10 protein-coding genes and 1 tRNA gene are annotated in these 15,779 nt (G+C 39.3%); 6 read left to right on the top strand and 5 right to left on the bottom strand.

Annotated features, from left to right (window positions below; all coding sequences use genetic code 11):
- Positions 1-12 precede the first annotated feature (12 nt).
- Positions 13-810, bottom strand: coding sequence for a phosphodiester glycosidase family protein (locus tag QNJ50_RS11160; RefSeq protein WP_300635269.1), 798 nt, complete (start codon positions 808-810; stop codon positions 13-15).
- Between the two features lie 874 nt (positions 811-1,684).
- Between QNJ50_RS11160 and QNJ50_RS11155 the strand changes: the two genes are divergently transcribed.
- Both QNJ50_RS11155 and QNJ50_RS11150 read left to right on the top strand, forming a co-directional pair.
- Entirely contained in the window at positions 1,685-3,922 is a 2,238-nt protein-coding gene (locus QNJ50_RS11155) for a glycoside hydrolase family 65 protein (protein WP_300635267.1), read from the top strand.
- Positions 3,923-4,292: 370 nt separating this feature from the next.
- The gene (locus QNJ50_RS11150) at positions 4,293-4,670 is read left to right on the top strand and encodes a GxxExxY protein (protein WP_300635265.1); all 378 of its coding nucleotides are present in this window, start codon (positions 4,293-4,295) and stop codon (positions 4,668-4,670) included.
- Positions 4,671-4,703: 33 nt separating this feature from the next.
- Here the strand turns inward: QNJ50_RS11150 and QNJ50_RS11145 are convergent.
- A tRNA-Pro gene (locus tag QNJ50_RS11145) sits at positions 4,704-4,777 on the bottom strand.
- A 65-nt stretch (positions 4,778-4,842) separates the two neighbouring features.
- Positions 4,843-5,589, bottom strand: a complete 747-nt coding sequence (locus QNJ50_RS11140) for a class I SAM-dependent methyltransferase (RefSeq protein ID WP_300635263.1) — start codon at positions 5,587-5,589, stop codon at positions 4,843-4,845.
- 196 nt (positions 5,590-5,785) lie between these two features.
- On the opposite strand from QNJ50_RS11140, the gene lipA reads away from it, so the two are divergent.
- From lipA to QNJ50_RS11120, 4 genes are all read left to right on the top strand, one after another.
- Positions 5,786-6,667: a lipoyl synthase gene (lipA, locus tag QNJ50_RS11135; RefSeq protein WP_300635261.1), complete on the top strand. Its 882-nt coding sequence runs from the start codon at positions 5,786-5,788 to the stop codon at positions 6,665-6,667.
- Positions 6,668-6,714: 47 nt separating this feature from the next.
- Entirely contained in the window at positions 6,715-7,623 is a 909-nt protein-coding gene (locus tag QNJ50_RS11130; RefSeq protein WP_366914255.1) for an NAD(P)H-dependent glycerol-3-phosphate dehydrogenase, read from the top strand.
- Between the two features lie 605 nt (positions 7,624-8,228).
- Complete coding sequence (gene sigC, locus QNJ50_RS11125; protein ID WP_300635256.1) at positions 8,229-9,512, top strand: RNA polymerase sigma factor SigC; 1,284 nt, start codon at positions 8,229-8,231, stop codon at positions 9,510-9,512.
- Positions 9,513-9,949: 437 nt separating this feature from the next.
- Positions 9,950-10,405, top strand: a complete 456-nt coding sequence (locus QNJ50_RS11120; RefSeq protein ID WP_027843573.1) for a Fur family transcriptional regulator — start codon at positions 9,950-9,952, stop codon at positions 10,403-10,405.
- A 167-nt stretch (positions 10,406-10,572) separates the two neighbouring features.
- Here QNJ50_RS11120 and QNJ50_RS11115 read toward each other — a convergent pair whose 3' ends face one another.
- Entirely contained in the window at positions 10,573-11,706 is a 1,134-nt protein-coding gene (locus QNJ50_RS11115; RefSeq protein WP_300635252.1) for a peptidoglycan-binding protein, read from the bottom strand.
- A 15-nt stretch (positions 11,707-11,721) separates the two neighbouring features.
- Positions 11,722-15,726, bottom strand: a complete 4,005-nt coding sequence (gene cobN, locus QNJ50_RS11110; protein WP_300635250.1) for a cobaltochelatase subunit CobN — start codon at positions 15,724-15,726, stop codon at positions 11,722-11,724.
- Between the last annotated feature and the right edge of the window lie 53 nt (positions 15,727-15,779).

The following is a 15,779-nucleotide window of genomic DNA, read 5'->3' as shown; positions in this document are numbered from 1 at the left end:
TGAGAGAAGAATTTATTTGGGAGAAGAATTTGTCACAGCATAAACTGCGATCGCATGGGGTATGGGACGATTTGTAGAAATCAAAGATTGACCATTAACAATTAGTCCTGTGCTACCCCCACCATCAAGCATTGCTATGGTTCTACAGCGAAAATCTCGTAAAACTTTAATAGCATCTATTTGGCGAGCATAGTTGCTAGAGTAAAGTACTACACTTTCTTGAGTGCCGTTGTTATCTAAATCGCTTACACCAATAAATGTGCGTGGCAAGTATTTTTGACTAGATTTATCAGCTAGTGGATGTAATGCTCCTAATACTTCTGGAAAATGTGAGAATAATTGCTTAGTATAATTCTGAATCCTGGCGATCCCTAAAAATGGTCTGAAAGCGAATGCACGTATTTGACCAGGATATTCCTTACCAATTGCATAGCCATAGGTAATCAAATTATTATCAGTTTTTAAACCAAAAGCAATACCTGTCGGGTTGTCATTAGTGGAAAAAAATGCCCCATTAACCATTGCAACAACTTTATGGGATGCAGTATTTCGAGTGAGTGCATCTTGCCAGAAGTTAGACAGTAATTTTTTACTGACTTTACGCTCGTTAGTTTCTGTAATATTTCCAGTCAAATGTTTGATAGCAGCTTTTCTGGTATCAATTACAGTGATATATTCCTGTTTTTGAACTTGATACTGGAAATAATTAATAAGTACACTTTGGTATACTTTAATTCCATTTTCATCGATGATTTTTTGATAACTAGGAATTTTGGCTTCTGCTACCACTGAAATGGGGTTATGTGCCACAAAAAACACTACTAAACTAAATTTTATTTTCCACCAAAATAAATATAAGAAATTTTTTTTCTCTTCCCAAACGCTAATTTTATTATTGTTACTTTTCACATTAATTCGATTGTAGCTACGGAAATTGTACCAATCGCAAAATTTACGGATTCCGAGATTAGATATTTTAAATTTTTTATGGAACATTATGGAACATTTCTGTTATATCAATCTTCATTATTCTTAATGAATACTAGCTCAGTTGTTACGAAAGGATATAAACAAGCCTTAAATGCAGTTAACCTGAGCTTTATTTTGCGAAATACATTTTCCCAGTTGGGGAAGTAAAAACTTGACAATTAAACCCATTCAAAATATTTCGGGATTTGCGTATCAGAAAATTGAATATATTAAGTAATTCAAACTAAATGTATCTTTATGTAAAAAATATTATTAAGCAATGTATAAAAAAATGTTTTTTTTTGCAATATCTCGTTTTAACATCGATTGTTGAGCAAGCCTATCTATAGAGGTTCGAAAAAGTAAAGGTATTGCTCAGAAACAGGGAACAATAAATTTAAACTTTCTGATTAAAAATCAGGTCACATGTGAGTCTAGCCTGAATAAAAAGGCGCAGTAAGTATATTAATCAATAACTTTGGCTATCAATTAAATTTATGAATCTGCTTGGAACTTCTTGTGACTCAATAATTCATTTTTAGTATTGTGTTTTCAACTAAAGTATCAAGCGCTCGGAATCAAGAAAGCTAATTATTTGAATTTAATTATTTGAAGTTAATTATCCTCATACTTCATTCAATCTTCAAAGTTTCTCAAAATAATCTTATTTTCATTTCGTCCACATTATTCAGTAAAGTATCAGGTTTTTTAAGCAATGTTACACCTAGCCGCTCATAACTCAGGTCAAGCCCACAACTTGACGGATTCTAAGGGTACCCATGTAATTGAGAGAGGATTTGACCCACAAAAACTACACCATCAAGAGACAGTTTTTAACTTGTCCAATGGTTATTTAGGAACAAGGGGAACATTTGAGGAGGGATATCCCCGAGATTCTCCAGCAACTATGATCCACGGCGTTTACGATGACGTAGAAATTGCCAAAACGGAACTGGTGAATTGTCCGAATTGGTTAGCTTTAACCATAACTATTGACGAACAACGCTTTGGAATGGAAAGTGGTGAAATTTTGACCTACGAGCGTGGATTAGATTTACGTTTGGGTGTTCTTAGTCGTAATGTTCGTTGGCGATCGCCTAAAGGTCAGACTGTAGAGTTTAACTTTGAACGTTTTGTTTCCCTAGCCGATTGTCATACTCTGGCCATTCGCTGTCAAATAACATCTATAGATTTTGAGGGTGAAGTTAAGATTACATCGGGTTTTAATGCTGAACCAACTACTCAAAGAAGACCCCACTGGAAAACTATCGAACGGGGTAGTAAAGATAGTGTTATGTGGTTGCATACCCAAACTAAAAGTTCCCAAATTCAATTGGGAATGGCAGCTAAATTAACCACGCAAGACGATGAATTTGTCATATCTAGTACTGATTCAGAGGTAGAAGCTAAGTGCTATTGTCTACCCGGACAAACCTTTGGCATAGAAAAAGTTGTGACTGTTTTTACATCTCGAGACACAGAAATTCCCCTTGATATTGCATTGGATAGACTTGCAGAAAATCCAAGCTATCCAAGTTTGCTCGCTGCGCATATTGCTGCATGGGATCTGCTCTGGAAAGATAATGATGTAATTATTGAAGGGGATACCTTAGCCCAGTTGAGCGTTCGTTACAACATTTTTCAACTGCTTGCAGTTGCACCGCGCAATGACGATCGAGTTAGTATTCCACCTAAAACACTTTCCGGTTTTGGTTATCGCGGACATATTTTCTGGGATACAGAAATTTTTATTCTTCCCTTACTCGTCCTAACTCAGCCAGCACTTGCTCGTAATCTCCTGAATTATCGTTATCATAACTTGCCCCAAGCGCGCCTGAAGGCACAAGAAATGGGATTTGAAGGAGCAATGTTTGCTTGGGAAAGTGCTGATACAGGTGAAGAAGTAACTCCCCGTTGGGTACCCGATCCTAACGGTAAGATGGTGCGAATATGGTGCGGAGATTTAGAAATACATATTAATTCTGATATTGCTTATGCTGCTTGGCAATATTGGAAAATTACTGGAGATGACGAATGGATGGGCTCTTATGGAGCTGAAATGTTCCTAGATACTGCAAACTTCTGGGAAAGTCGGGTTGAATGGAACGAGACGCGCAATTGCTACGATATTCGCGATGTTATTGGTCCTGACGAGAATCACGATCGCGTAGATAACAATGCTTTCACCAACCTGATGGTAAGGTGGCATTTAAAGTCTGCTATTACCCTTTGGGAATGGTTATCTCAAGGCTATCCGGAAACAGCTTCACACTTAGCCAATACTCTGAAAATAAGTCCAGAAAAACTACAAAACTGGGCTGAAATCGCCGAGCAAATATTTATCAATATCGATTCTTCTACTGGCTTAATCGAACAATTTGATGGTTTCTTTGATTTAGAATACATTAACTTTGCTGACTATGAATCGCGAAAGACATCCATGCAAGGTTTGCTGGGGGTAGAAGAAACTAGCAAGAAACAAATTCTGAAGCAACCAGACGTATTAATGGTGCTTTATTTACTGCGGGATTTGTACGATAAACAAACCTTACAAGCAAACTGGGATTACTACACTCCCCGTACAGATCATAGTTATGGTTCTTCTCTCGGTCCAGCAATTAACGCTATTGTGGCTTGCGATCTCAAGCAACCAGAAACAGCATACGACCACTTTATGCAAGCAGCTTTGGTAGACTTAGTTAACGTCCGTCTCAACGCCAATGATGGGGTTCATGCTGCAAGTGCGGGTGGAGTTTGGCAAGCTGTAATCTTTGGATTTGGTGGTATCAGAATGACAGAATCTGGTCCAGTTGCTTGTGCGAAACTACCTGCTAACTGGAAGCGGCTGCAATTTAAGCTCAAATGGCGTGATCAATGGCATGAATTCGATTTGCGCCTAGAGTTGGCTTGCAATAATGATGAAACAACTGAAGTTTTTCAAGCATCAGCATAAAACCAAAGCCAGTATCTATTTACACAGCACTAAATCTCAAATCCTTTGCTAGAGAAGTATCGTGTTGATGTTGGTAGAGACGCAATATATCAGAGACGCGATATATCGCGTCTCTACGGGGTTGTAATGATAAATGGACACCCCATAGATTGCTAGAACATAGCACCTATAATAATTGAAGATCCTGAAAACAACGGCGCATCAATTCCTTACGAGCAGCAATATCTTTTTTGTTGCGAATATCGATGTTAACTGCAAAAAGCCAAATCACTGATTATACGGATTACGAGATTACACGGATGGGGATAATCAGGTTGTAGAATCTTTTAATCGGTGCAATCATAGAATCCGTTTAATCCGCGTTCAGAGAATGAGTAACCTAAAATATGCCGATATCACGCAAAAAATAATTGGAGCATCTTTTGAAGTTCATAAGTTTTTAGGTAACGGCTTCCAAGAAGTTATTTATCAACGTGCATTAGCCTACGAAATGCGTCAAGCAAAACTAGAGTTTGCCCGCGAGATCGAACAATACATATACTACAAAGACCTTCCCGAAGCTATTGGAAAACGCAGAGCTGATTTTGTTGTTGAAAATAAAGTCCTCGTAGAGCTAAAAGCTGTCATCCAACTTGAAGATGTTCACTTAGCACAGGCACTTAATTATTTAAAGGTTTATAAATTAGAAGTGGGATTACTAATAAATTTTGGTAGCAAAAGTCTAACTTTTAAACGTCTTGTTATGTAAAATAATACTTAATCTGTTAATCGATAATAAAAATCGGGATGACTGGATTCGAACCAGCGACCCCTTCGTCCCGAACGAAGTGCGCTACCAAGCTGCGCTACATCCCGATACAGTTATTCCAAATTAAGTGAATAGTATCACAAATATTTGCAAATCACAAAAAATTTAGCCATTAACTCTCAGGTACTACTGTTTTATGTGCCACAAAAGCTGTATGACCTTTGGACAGATTGTACTGACCAAAACTATTTAAGGTTTGAACCTGAAAACCAACTTTCTCTAGTTCTTCGGTAATATATGAAGCTTTATATAACTGGGCTCGATGTATCTCATCATCACGTCTGTAGTATTCTCCCACTTGACGAAAGGTAGTAATCCGCCGAGTTAATATCTTCTGTTTCAAATCTTCTTCTTTCTCAACCAGTACAATCCAATCTTCGCCTTCAGTAAAAGTTCTGCTTGGATTTCCCTGAGATAATGGTCCTGGTTCTAAAATATCAAAGATGAAAATGCCACCGGAAAGCAATGCGTTGTATATACGATTGAAAAGTTCAGCTAATTTTTGATGATTATTATTTGGGTCGAACAGATAATTAAGACATTCACCAAGAGATGTAACAGCATCACAGGGTGGAATTTCTACATTAAATAGCGAAGCTACCACAAAATTGGCATTGGGAACTCTTTGGCGTGCAATATTAATCATTGATTCGGAAATATCTATTCCCAGAACCTGATAATCGGCTAGGATAAGTTCTTTCGCCCACAGTCCACTTCCACAACCCAAATCGACCACAAAACCCTTACTTAGGTTATTTTGATTCAGTATATCTAATATTCCGGGAGCAGACTCAAGAGCATAATACCTGAAACCAACATCATGAATATACGCCAAATCTTCCCTATAAAAGTTTGTCATTTATCTTCAAAACCTAGAACATTTCTCTACTTATAGTCAAAATAAAAATCGCAATATGCAATGCATTCAAGATCCCAGTACAATAACTGACTGATATTTAGCATTCAATGCGATCCAAAATACATTTACATTGCTCTTGAGTTGTTATTCCTTGTTAGTATTAACTCTGTATAGCTATAAGTGATAAAGGCGAATTGTGACAGTTAAACCGGACTGGTTGCGGGTAAAAGCGCCGCAATGGCAACGTGTTGGTAATGTCAAAGAAATTTTGCGGGATTTATCCCTGAATACGGTTTGTGAAGAAGCGTCTTGCCCAAATATTGGGGAATGCTTTAATGCGGGAACTGCAACATTTTTAATTATGGGTCCAGCTTGTACCCGTGCTTGTCCCTACTGCGATATTGATTTTGAGAAAAAACCACAGGCTTTAGACCCTACTGAACCAACGCGCTTAGCTGAAGCTGTTAGCCGCATGAGGCTCAATCATGTGGTGATCACCTCCGTCAACCGCGATGATTTAGAAGATGGTGGAGCTTCCCAGTTTGTTCGTTGCATTGAAGCTGTGCGCTTGCGATCGCCACAAACCACTATTGAACTATTGATTCCTGACTTATGCGGTAATTGGAAAGCCTTAGAAATAATTTTGCAAGCACAACCGGAGGTACTAAACCATAATACTGAGACTGTTCCCCGTTTATATCGACGCGTGCGTCCCCAAGGTGATTACGAACGGACGATAGAATTACTGAAACTTTCTCGCGAAATATCAACTAGGGTTTATACTAAATCGGGTATTATGGTCGGATTAGGTGAAACTGATACCGAGATTCGTCAAGTAATTGAAGATTTACGTGGCGTAAATTGTGATATTTTAACTATCGGCCAGTATTTACAACCTACTGCGAAACACTTGGGTGTAAATGAATTTATCCACCCAGATCGATTTGCAGCTTGGAAGGCGTTTGGTGAGGAAATTGGATTTTTACAAGTAGTTTCCTCCCCTTTAACCAGAAGTTCTTATCATGCAGAGCAAGTTAGGGAATTAATGGAGTTATATCCTCGAACAAACGGTAGTTAAAGTTAAAAGTGATGAATGAGGAAAGATATTGCCATTCTAAAATTTCGATGGCAATTCTCGGAACGGGTGCGTGGGGCTCAGCTTTATCTACTTTGGCAGCAGCAAACGGTTACCATATAAAATTGTGGTCGCGAAGGAGCTGTCAAACCCTAACTGAGGTTGTCAAGGATGCTGATATTATTCTCAGTGCTGTTTCAATGAAGGGAGTAAGAGATATAATCTCTCAACTCCAATTAGTGAAAATATCTCCGAAAACGATTTTAGTTACAGCAACTAAAGGTTTGGACCCTCAAACTACATGCACCCCGTCGCAAATTTGGCAAAAAGCCTTTCTTAAAAATCCAGTAGCAGTGCTATCTGGTCCAAATTTATCAAAGGAAATTCAAAAGGGATTACCTGCAGCAACAGTAGTTGCAAGTGAAATTGATGGCGTTGCAGAAATGGTGCAGTTGATTTTCTCTTCATACCGGTTTCGGGTTTACACCAATCAAGATCCTTTAGGAGTAGAGTTGGGCGGTACCCTGAAAAATGTGATCGCGATCGCTGCTGGTGTATGTGATGGTTTGGAACTAGGAACTAACGCCAAGGCTGCTTTAGTAACTCGTGGTTTGGCTGAAATGGTAAGAGTTGGTGTGGATTGGGGCGCACAACAAGATACTTTTTATGGTTTATCTGGATTGGGAGATTTACTCGCAACTTGCAATAGTCCCTTAAGTCGTAACTATCAAGTAGGTTATCAACTTGCAAGTGGAAAAAAACTTTCAGAAATTATCGAACATTTAGAAGGAACCGCTGAGGGAGTTAACACTACACAAGTCTTAGTAAGACGCGCCCGAGTACAAAAAATTTCTATTCCGATCGCAGAACAAGTACATCGTTTGTTACAAGCAGAAATATCACCTCAACAAGCACTCTGGGAACTGATGCAACGAGATGTTAAACCAGAGTACGAGTGAATTCTTAATACGGGATTACTCCTTACTACATCAATAGTACATTGTAACTGCGCATAAGTATATACCTTTGAACCCTATTATTGAGCATGTACTTCAGCACTTACAAAACCGTATACAAATCAAAAAAAATCAAAACCAAAAACTGCAAATACTTTATACAGAGACAATCAGCAGACTTAAAATATTACCTCAGGCTATTGCCTCAAAAGTATTGTCATCAATTTTCAATATTTATGCATAAAAAATTATCAAATCATCAGGAAAACATTTATATAACTATGTACATATAGCTATGTATAAATGAAATGTGATTTTACTTACATGTTTATATCATGCGAGAAAAGTAACAGTCAATCCTATTCTCATAATTTTTGGAATTAGACTTTAGTAAAAATAAGAGCATGCAAAAAGGCTTGAATAGCTATTGGTTTGAGCATTTGTAGCTCTGTCTTAATATTAATTGTCATATAAAACAATTGAATTTTTGAGAAAAAACTAAATCTCTATCGTAAACCGTGTTAGTTATTGCAAGATCGCGGGAACAATAGCAACAGTTGATTAGCTGACCGCAATCTGTTGTTACCTGGAGCCATTGAGACGAACTTATGCCAGCAACTTCTTTTTACGCAGATGCTACCTACGATTCCCAACAGTCTAACCCACAGGTCTTTGACCCCGAAATTGCAGTTGATGAGAATGAATTACCTACAGATTCTATAGAAGATTTAGAGATTGCTGCTCAAGAATCTGTAGAATCTGTAGAATCTGTAGAATCTGTCAGTAATAACACAAATACCAGCAGACGTAGTACAGATTTGGTGCGCTTATATCTTCAGGAAATAGGACGAGTTCGTCTCTTAGGAAGAGATGAAGAGGTTTCTGAAGCTCAAAAAGTCCAGCGCTATTTGCGACTAAGAATCTTACTTTCTGAATCAGCCAAGCAGGATTGTGAAGATATTATTTCCAGCTACTTACAAATCGTTGAAATTCATGAGCGTCTAACATCTGAATTAGGACATCGCCCCTCTTTTGAAAGATGGGCAAAAACTGCTGGAATGGAAGTAGTTGAACTCAAGCAGATGTTATCTCGAGGTAAACGACGCTGGGCAGAGATTGCTAATTTAACTGTAGGAGAACTGGAAAAACTTCAAAGCCAGGGACTACAAGCAAAAGAGCACATGATTAAAGCCAATCTTCGCTTGGTAGTGTCTGTCGCGAAAAAATATCAAAATCGTGGTTTAGAGTTATTAGATTTAGTCCAGGAAGGTACTCTGGGCTTGGAGCGTGCAGTAGAAAAGTTTGACCCTACAAAAGGTTATCGTTTTAGTACCTATGCCTATTGGTGGATTCGTCAAGGTATCACTAGAGCGATCGCTACTTCTAGCCGTACTATTCGCCTACCAGTTCACATCACTGAAAAGCTAAATAAAATCAAGAAGGCTCAACGCAAAATTGCCCAAGAAAAAGGTCGTACCCCTACTTTGGAAGACCTCGCAATTGAGTTAGAAATGACTCCCACTCAAGTTAGAGAAGTTTTACTCCGAGTTCCCCGTTCAGTCTCTTTGGAAACTAAGGTAGGGAAAGATAAAGATACAGAGTTGGGAGAATTACTCGAAACAGATGGTATTACACCAGAAGATATGTTGATGCGAGAATCTTTACAAAGAGACCTGCAAAATCTACTGGCAGATTTAACTACCCGCGAGCGTGATGTTATACTTATGCGCTTCGGCTTGGCTGATGGTCATCCCTATTCTCTGGCAGAAATCGGACGCGCTTTAGACCTATCGCGGGAGCGAGTACGCCAAATTGAATCTAAAGCATTACAAAAGCTTCGCCAACCCAAGCGACGCAACCTTATTCGCGATTATCTGGAGTCCCTCAGCTAAATATATGCCGGGGGGTTTAACCCCCTGAACATAATATAAAATACTCTTTAGTTACTAAATAATCCTTAGCATTATTTATTTGATTAAAGTCCACATGTTGATTTGTTAAGTTTTTTGCTTTTTCTGAAATGATCTGAAGATTAGCAAATTATCAGAAGTAGAAACAAAAGATACTATCTCACTTGCTTATTGTTTTCCATAGTTTCTGATTTTAATATTGCGCTTTAATGATTCTAAACTTCTGAACTCTAGTATACATCCTTCTGATTATCTGAAAAAGAAACTTTGCGCACATCGGTTTGCACTCATGGGAGTGTCAACGTTTCATGACCTTTAAGTTTTTTTTACAATTCTTTTCAATAAGCTACAATTGTTGCAAATTATCTAAAGTTTTTGCTATATTCTCAACTAATGAGCTTTGTTGAGAATTTTTAGCTATGACCGCATACTCATCTGCCTCACTTAAGGCAGAACTAAACGAAAGAGGTTGGCGATTAACTCCCCAGAGAGAAACAATATTACATATCTTTCAAGAATTACCTCAGGGAGAGCATCTCAGTGCAGAAGATTTGTACCAGAGACTTGAAGAGCGCGGTGAAGGAATTAGTCTCTCGACAATTTATCGCACCTTAAAATTGATGGCGCGCATGGGAATTTTACGCGAACTGGACTTGGGAGAAGGTCACAAACATTATGAGATTAATCAGCCCTATCCCCATCACCATCACCATCTAATTTGTATTAGGTGTAACGAAACAATTGAGTTTAAAAATGAATCTATTTTAAAAACTGGTGCAAAAACTGCCCAAAAAGAAGGTTATCACTTACTTGATTGCCAGTTAACAATACATGGAGTTTGCCCAAAATGCCAGCGCTCCCTAATACCTGTATGAGGCTGTAGTCACAGCAAATGGAAAACGCTGGCATTAATTTAAAGTCAAATAAGTTTGACTTTGTATGTAGCTCCTAGCTCATCTTGACCAAGTAAATATATCAACATTAGGACAAAATGAGCGTTTAGATCTAGTCATGGGTAAACATTGTAAAAATAACAGAAATGTTACCAGTAGCGCCCATTTTTGAGATCGTTGAGGCTAATATCATAGAATTGTTGTGCCTGCTTAATTGCGCGTTTGGTGGATTTATCCATCACGCCATTAAGTGGTCCTTTATAAAAACCTCTTACTTGCAATCTTCTTTGAACTTCCATAACGCTAAACTGACTCTTGGGAGCAGTTTTAACTTGGCTGTGTAATTTTCCTCTTGTTGTTGGACCAGCAATACCGCTAGCTGCGAGATAATTATCTGCTTGGAATCTGCGGACTGCAGCGGCGGTATACGAACCAAAATAGCCGTTGGGTTCGCCTTTTAAATATCCAGCTTCAATTAATTGTGCTTGTAAAACTCGAACAGCTTCGCCGCGATGACCTTGACGAAGATTATCAGGATTTACTTTTACTGAAGTTGTTCTTGCTTCACTCCCGAAACCAATCCCACTTGGTGGTAATTTTTTCCGCGTATTGGGACCAACTACACCATCAACATCCAAATTGTAAGCTTTTTGAAAACGTTTGACTGATTCTTCGGTAATCGGACCAAATATTCCAGTGGCATTACCATAATAATAACCAGCTACACGCAGTTGTTCTTGTAATACTCTAACGACTTCCCCTTCATCTCCTCTTTTCAGGTATTGGGTTGTCTGCAGCTTTTTAACAGGTGTAACTTTAGGAACTTGATTCCTAATGATTCTGGCGCTGACAATCTGGGTTGGCTTGGATTGAGGTTTGATTTTCGCAGGACGCCAACTTTCTAATTTTTGTAGGGTAGAAACTCCAGCAATTCCATCAGCCGCAATTCCTGCTGCTTTCTGAAATCGACGAACTGCATCTTCGGTAGGTTTATCATACACCTTAGTGATGGGAGCCTGATAAAATCCAGCTTTTTGTAACTGCTGTTGTAAGCCCGATACAGAAGGACCATTATCTCCTTTTTGTAGTGCTAAAGCACTACCTACTGTACTTAACAGGGATACAGTCAGAGCAAGGGGAAGTAGGTGTTTCCATGCTTTGCTAGAAAACTTCCCCCATTCCGGTGCAATTCCCCGATTCAGCAGTTGACTAAGGGAAATCAATTCACTACTAGGGCAATCTTCGTAGGTTGAAGCTAAGTGTAAATACGCAATGTTTTCCATGTTTACCTCATCCCGTTATTTTGTTTCAATTGCTGCTTCGGCTTGATGAACAAGGTTTCTCAAGTTTTCTATTATTTGTATGTTTACATCCTGCCATAAATTGCGCTTATGAGCTTCTAGCAATCTTTCCGCAATATCACGTAAAGCATGTGGATTGTGTTGCTCAATAAAGTCGCAGACTGGGGAATTAAATAAATAAGTATTTGCTATTCCTTCATACATGTAATTTTCAACACAGTGGGTTGTAGCATCATAGGCAAAAAGATAGTCTACTGTTGCGGCAATTTCAAATGCCCCTTTATAGCCATGGCGCATAACTCCGGCGATCCATTTGGGATTAATTACCCGCGAGCGATATACTTTGGCAACTTCTGCCTTGAGATGGCGAATTTTGGGGCGAGCAGGAATAGAATTATCGCCAAAATATGTTTGAGGATGCTTACCACTGATAGTGCGAACTGCTGCGGTTAGACCACCTTGAAATTGGTAGTAGTCGTCGGAGTCAAGTAAGTCATGTTCGCGATTATCTTGATTGTGCAATACTATTTGCATTTTGCCCAGACGTTGCTCGAATGCTTCTGGTGCAGATTTTCCTTCACTTTTACCTGTATAAGCGTATCCACTCCAATTCATATAAGCACGGGCTAAATCTCGGTCATCTGTCCAATTTTGGGATTCAATTAAACCTTGCAGTCCGGCTCCGTAGGCTCCTGGTTTGGAACCAAAGATGCGATAGCGCGATCGCGTCAAGGCTTCTAATTCGGTCAAACCTAGTTTTTGCCAATGTGCAGTTTCTTGACGTACCTGTGCAGCTAAAGGATTAAGATGGGGTGGTTCATCTAATGCTGCAACTGCTGTTACTGCTTTGTCGAATAAATCGACTAAATTAGGAAAAGCATCCCGGAAAAAACCCGAAATTCTCAAAGTCACATCTACGCGGGGACGACCGAGAACGGAAAGGGGCAAAATTTCAAAATCTACTACTCTTCTGGCGGTACCATCCCATACCGGTTGTACTCCTAAACAAGCTAGGGCTTCAGCAATATCATCACCTCCAGTTCGCATCGTGGAAGTTCCCCATACTGATAATCCTAAAGTTTGGGGATACTCGCCATGTTCTTGGGTATAGGATTCTATCAAAGTTTCGGCAGCTTTTCTACCTACATCCCAAGCTGTCTCTGTGGGTAGGGCACGAATATCTACTGAGTAAAAATTATTGCCAGTTGGTAATACTTCCGGACGTCCGCGAGTGGGTGCACCAGCAGGTCCGCTGGGAATATACTCACCATTAAGACCGCGTAACAAATTTTCAATTTCGCGGTCTGTTTGTTTGAGGGCTTTTAAGAGATTTAACTGAATCCAATCCAGTACTGATTGGGTATAGGAGACTCCATTTTGGGATAGTTTTTGAGATAGTGAATCACAAACAATTTTTTGTTCAGGAGCCAATTGTGTAGTTTTTGGATTAATGTTTCGATCTAGATAATTTTCAATTAATTGTTCGACGAGTAAAGCTGCATATTGTTCCAAAATCTCGATCGCATCGCCAATATTACGAAAACAGTTGGGATTTGTTGAGTGGGAGTTTTGCTCTGAAGTTTTAGCAGCTAAAATTTTTCTGTCGTTTGTAGATAACTCTGTCCCTAAATCCGTTGTAATTGGGTCAAAATCTAAACCCCAATCCCGAGCAATGGCTCTGAGCAAACCAGGATATTGGCGGTTGGGATGGCGAGCGATCGCAATGATTAAATCTCGTAGTTGTCTTCCTTGGGGACATTGACCAAAAATATGTAAACCATCGCGAATCTGGGCTTCTTTTAGCTCGCAAAGATAACTATCTAAATAGTTCAAAACTGAAAGCTCAAAACTGGAAGTATTTTGAGTCTCTTGGTTTTGGTTAATCGGATTTTGGTTAATTTGCTTTTGGTTAATTTGGTTTTCATTAACTTGGTCATTTGTAATTCCCAGATCGAGATGAAGATTTTCTTTGAGAACCAAAGAATGAATGCGATCGCAAATTAAACTCAAACGTGAAGGATCTAAACTTTGGGCTTCATGATACTCATCAATTAAATTCTCCAGTGCTTGTAGATCGCCATAGAGTTCTGCTCTGGTCAGGGGTGGAGTTAAATGATCTAAAATCACCGCCGATGCGCGACGTTTAGCTTGGGAACCCTCACCAGGGTCATTAACAATGAAGGGGTAGAAGTGAGGAAGTGCGCCCAAAGCGACCTCAGGATAACAATTTTCTGATAGAGCTAAACTTTTACCTGGTAACCATTCCAAATTGCCATGTTTACCCACATGAATTATTGCATCAGCAGCAAAGCATTCTCTAATCCAGTAATAAAACGCCAGATAATCATGAGTTGGTTCCAGATCGGGAGCATGATAATTCAAACTCGGGTCAAGATCGTAACCCCGAGCGGGCTGAATACCAACAAATACATTACCTAAATTCATCCCAGAAACTGAGTATTCATGTTCTTGTTTGGGAAAACCCCAGCGTTGAGAGATACCTGTCTGTACTGATGGGGGTAAATTCGCAAAATATTTAGCATATTCCTTCGCGTCAAGACTTTGTGCAACCGGACGTAAATCCCTTCCTTCTGGGTCATTTGTCACATTTTTGGTTAGATGTTCGATTAACTCCGTTCCTGTGTGGGGAATATTATCGAGCTGATAACCGGCAAACTTCATCGCCTTAAGAATTTCTACACAACTGGCTGGGGTATCTAATCCAACGCCATTTGCTAAACGTCCATCCCGGGTAGGATAATTAGCCAAAATCATGGCGATACGACGTTCCTCAGGTGGTTTAGCAGATAACTTGACCCAGTTTGTTGCCAAATCAGCAACAAATTCTATCCGCGAATTTTTTGGTTCATAAACCACTACATCTGTTTCCAGGGAGGAATTGCGGCTCTGTAAAGTTTTAAAAGAAGCAGCACGAGTGATAATTCGCCCGTCGACTTCTGGAAGTGCTACATTCATGGCAATATCCCGGGGAGAAAGCCCTTGTAATCCTGACTCCCATTCTTTTACAGCAGCACTACTGTTAATGACTTGCAAGATTGGCACATTTAATTTATTCCACAAATCCACTTGTGGTTTTTCTATATCTAACTTTGCCAGGGAAAAACTAGTAGTGTTGAGTAAAAGTTTAATTGGCGAAGAAGTATTGGATTCAAAAAACTGGCTGAGTTCGGTTTGAACTTCCAAGTCCCGTAACGAAGAAATAAATATTGGTACCGGTTCCAAATTTCGTTTTACTAAAGCTGCACATAATGCATCAATGGTCTTGGTATTACCAGCCAAGTAATGGGCGCGGTAGAAAAGGATAGCAATTTTTGGGGGTTGGGGATTAGATATCAGGGATTGGTTTCCGTTCCCTACTTTCTTCCCTGCTCCCAGTTCCCCTATTCTCTTTCCTCCTTTCCCAGTCGCTAATCTCCAGTCCCCAGTCCCCAATCCCCCATAAAACCCAACCCTAGGAACAGTTTTAGGAGGTACAGGATTAAATGATGTTGAAAGACATTTATCCGCAATTAACATCAAAGCATTGGCAATATTTTCCGTTCCACCCTCATTAAAATATCGCCATACCTGATTTGCAGTTGCCAAAGGTAAAGTAGAATGGGCTATTAATTCTGTGTCCAGAGCATCATCCCCTGGCATTACAATTAGATTTGTACCTTTGCGCTCTACTATTTGAGAAACTACCTCTAAACCATAAGCCCAATAAGAACGTCCTCCTAACAGTCTAAGAATAATTACTTCCGCAAATTCTAAAACTTGCTCGCCATAGGTATCGATACTGATTTGATGCTGTAAGTCTAAAAGTTTAGCAACTCTAACTTGAGGAAATTTCCCTGGTAATTTTGGCAGCGCAGCTGCTACAGTTTGAATTTCAGTATCCGCAGCCGTAATTAATATGATTGGTGCTGGAGTTTGTTCTATAAATCTTATGTCGTCTGACTGAAGTTCCCATTTATTAGTAGTGACACTTGTGCGATGCATAATTTGCTAATACCGTCTTAAACTGTTGATTAGGAAACAATCACAACTTTAAG

Origin of the sequence: Mastigocoleus sp. MO_188.B34, assembly GCF_030065675.1 — a bacterium.
GTDB lineage: Bacteria > Cyanobacteriota > Cyanobacteriia > Cyanobacteriales > Nostocaceae > Mastigocoleus.
The sequence above is the reverse complement of the archived record's forward strand: the minus strand, read 5'-3'. Positions and strand labels throughout refer to the sequence as shown.

Bases quoted from the DNA above. Each gene is read 5' to 3' on its own strand.
- QNJ50_RS11155 (WP_300635267.1), top strand. From the start codon at position 1,685: ATGTTACACCTAGCCGCTCATAACTCAGGTCAAGCCCACAACTTGACG.
- QNJ50_RS11150 (WP_300635265.1), top strand. From the start codon at position 4,293: ATGAGTAACCTAAAATATGCCGATATCACGCAAAAAATAATTGGAGCA.
- QNJ50_RS11140 (WP_300635263.1), bottom strand. From the start codon at position 5,589: ATGACAAACTTTTATAGGGAAGATTTGGCGTATATTCATGATGTTGGT.
- QNJ50_RS11130 (WP_366914255.1), top strand. From the start codon at position 6,715: ATGGCAATTCTCGGAACGGGTGCGTGGGGCTCAGCTTTATCTACTTTG.
- sigC (WP_300635256.1), top strand. From the start codon at position 8,229: ATGCCAGCAACTTCTTTTTACGCAGATGCTACCTACGATTCCCAACAG.
- QNJ50_RS11120 (WP_027843573.1), top strand. From the start codon at position 9,950: ATGACCGCATACTCATCTGCCTCACTTAAGGCAGAACTAAACGAAAGA.
- QNJ50_RS11115 (WP_300635252.1), bottom strand. From the start codon at position 11,706: ATGGAAAACATTGCGTATTTACACTTAGCTTCAACCTACGAAGATTGC.
- cobN (WP_300635250.1), bottom strand. From the start codon at position 15,726: ATGCATCGCACAAGTGTCACTACTAATAAATGGGAACTTCAGTCAGAC.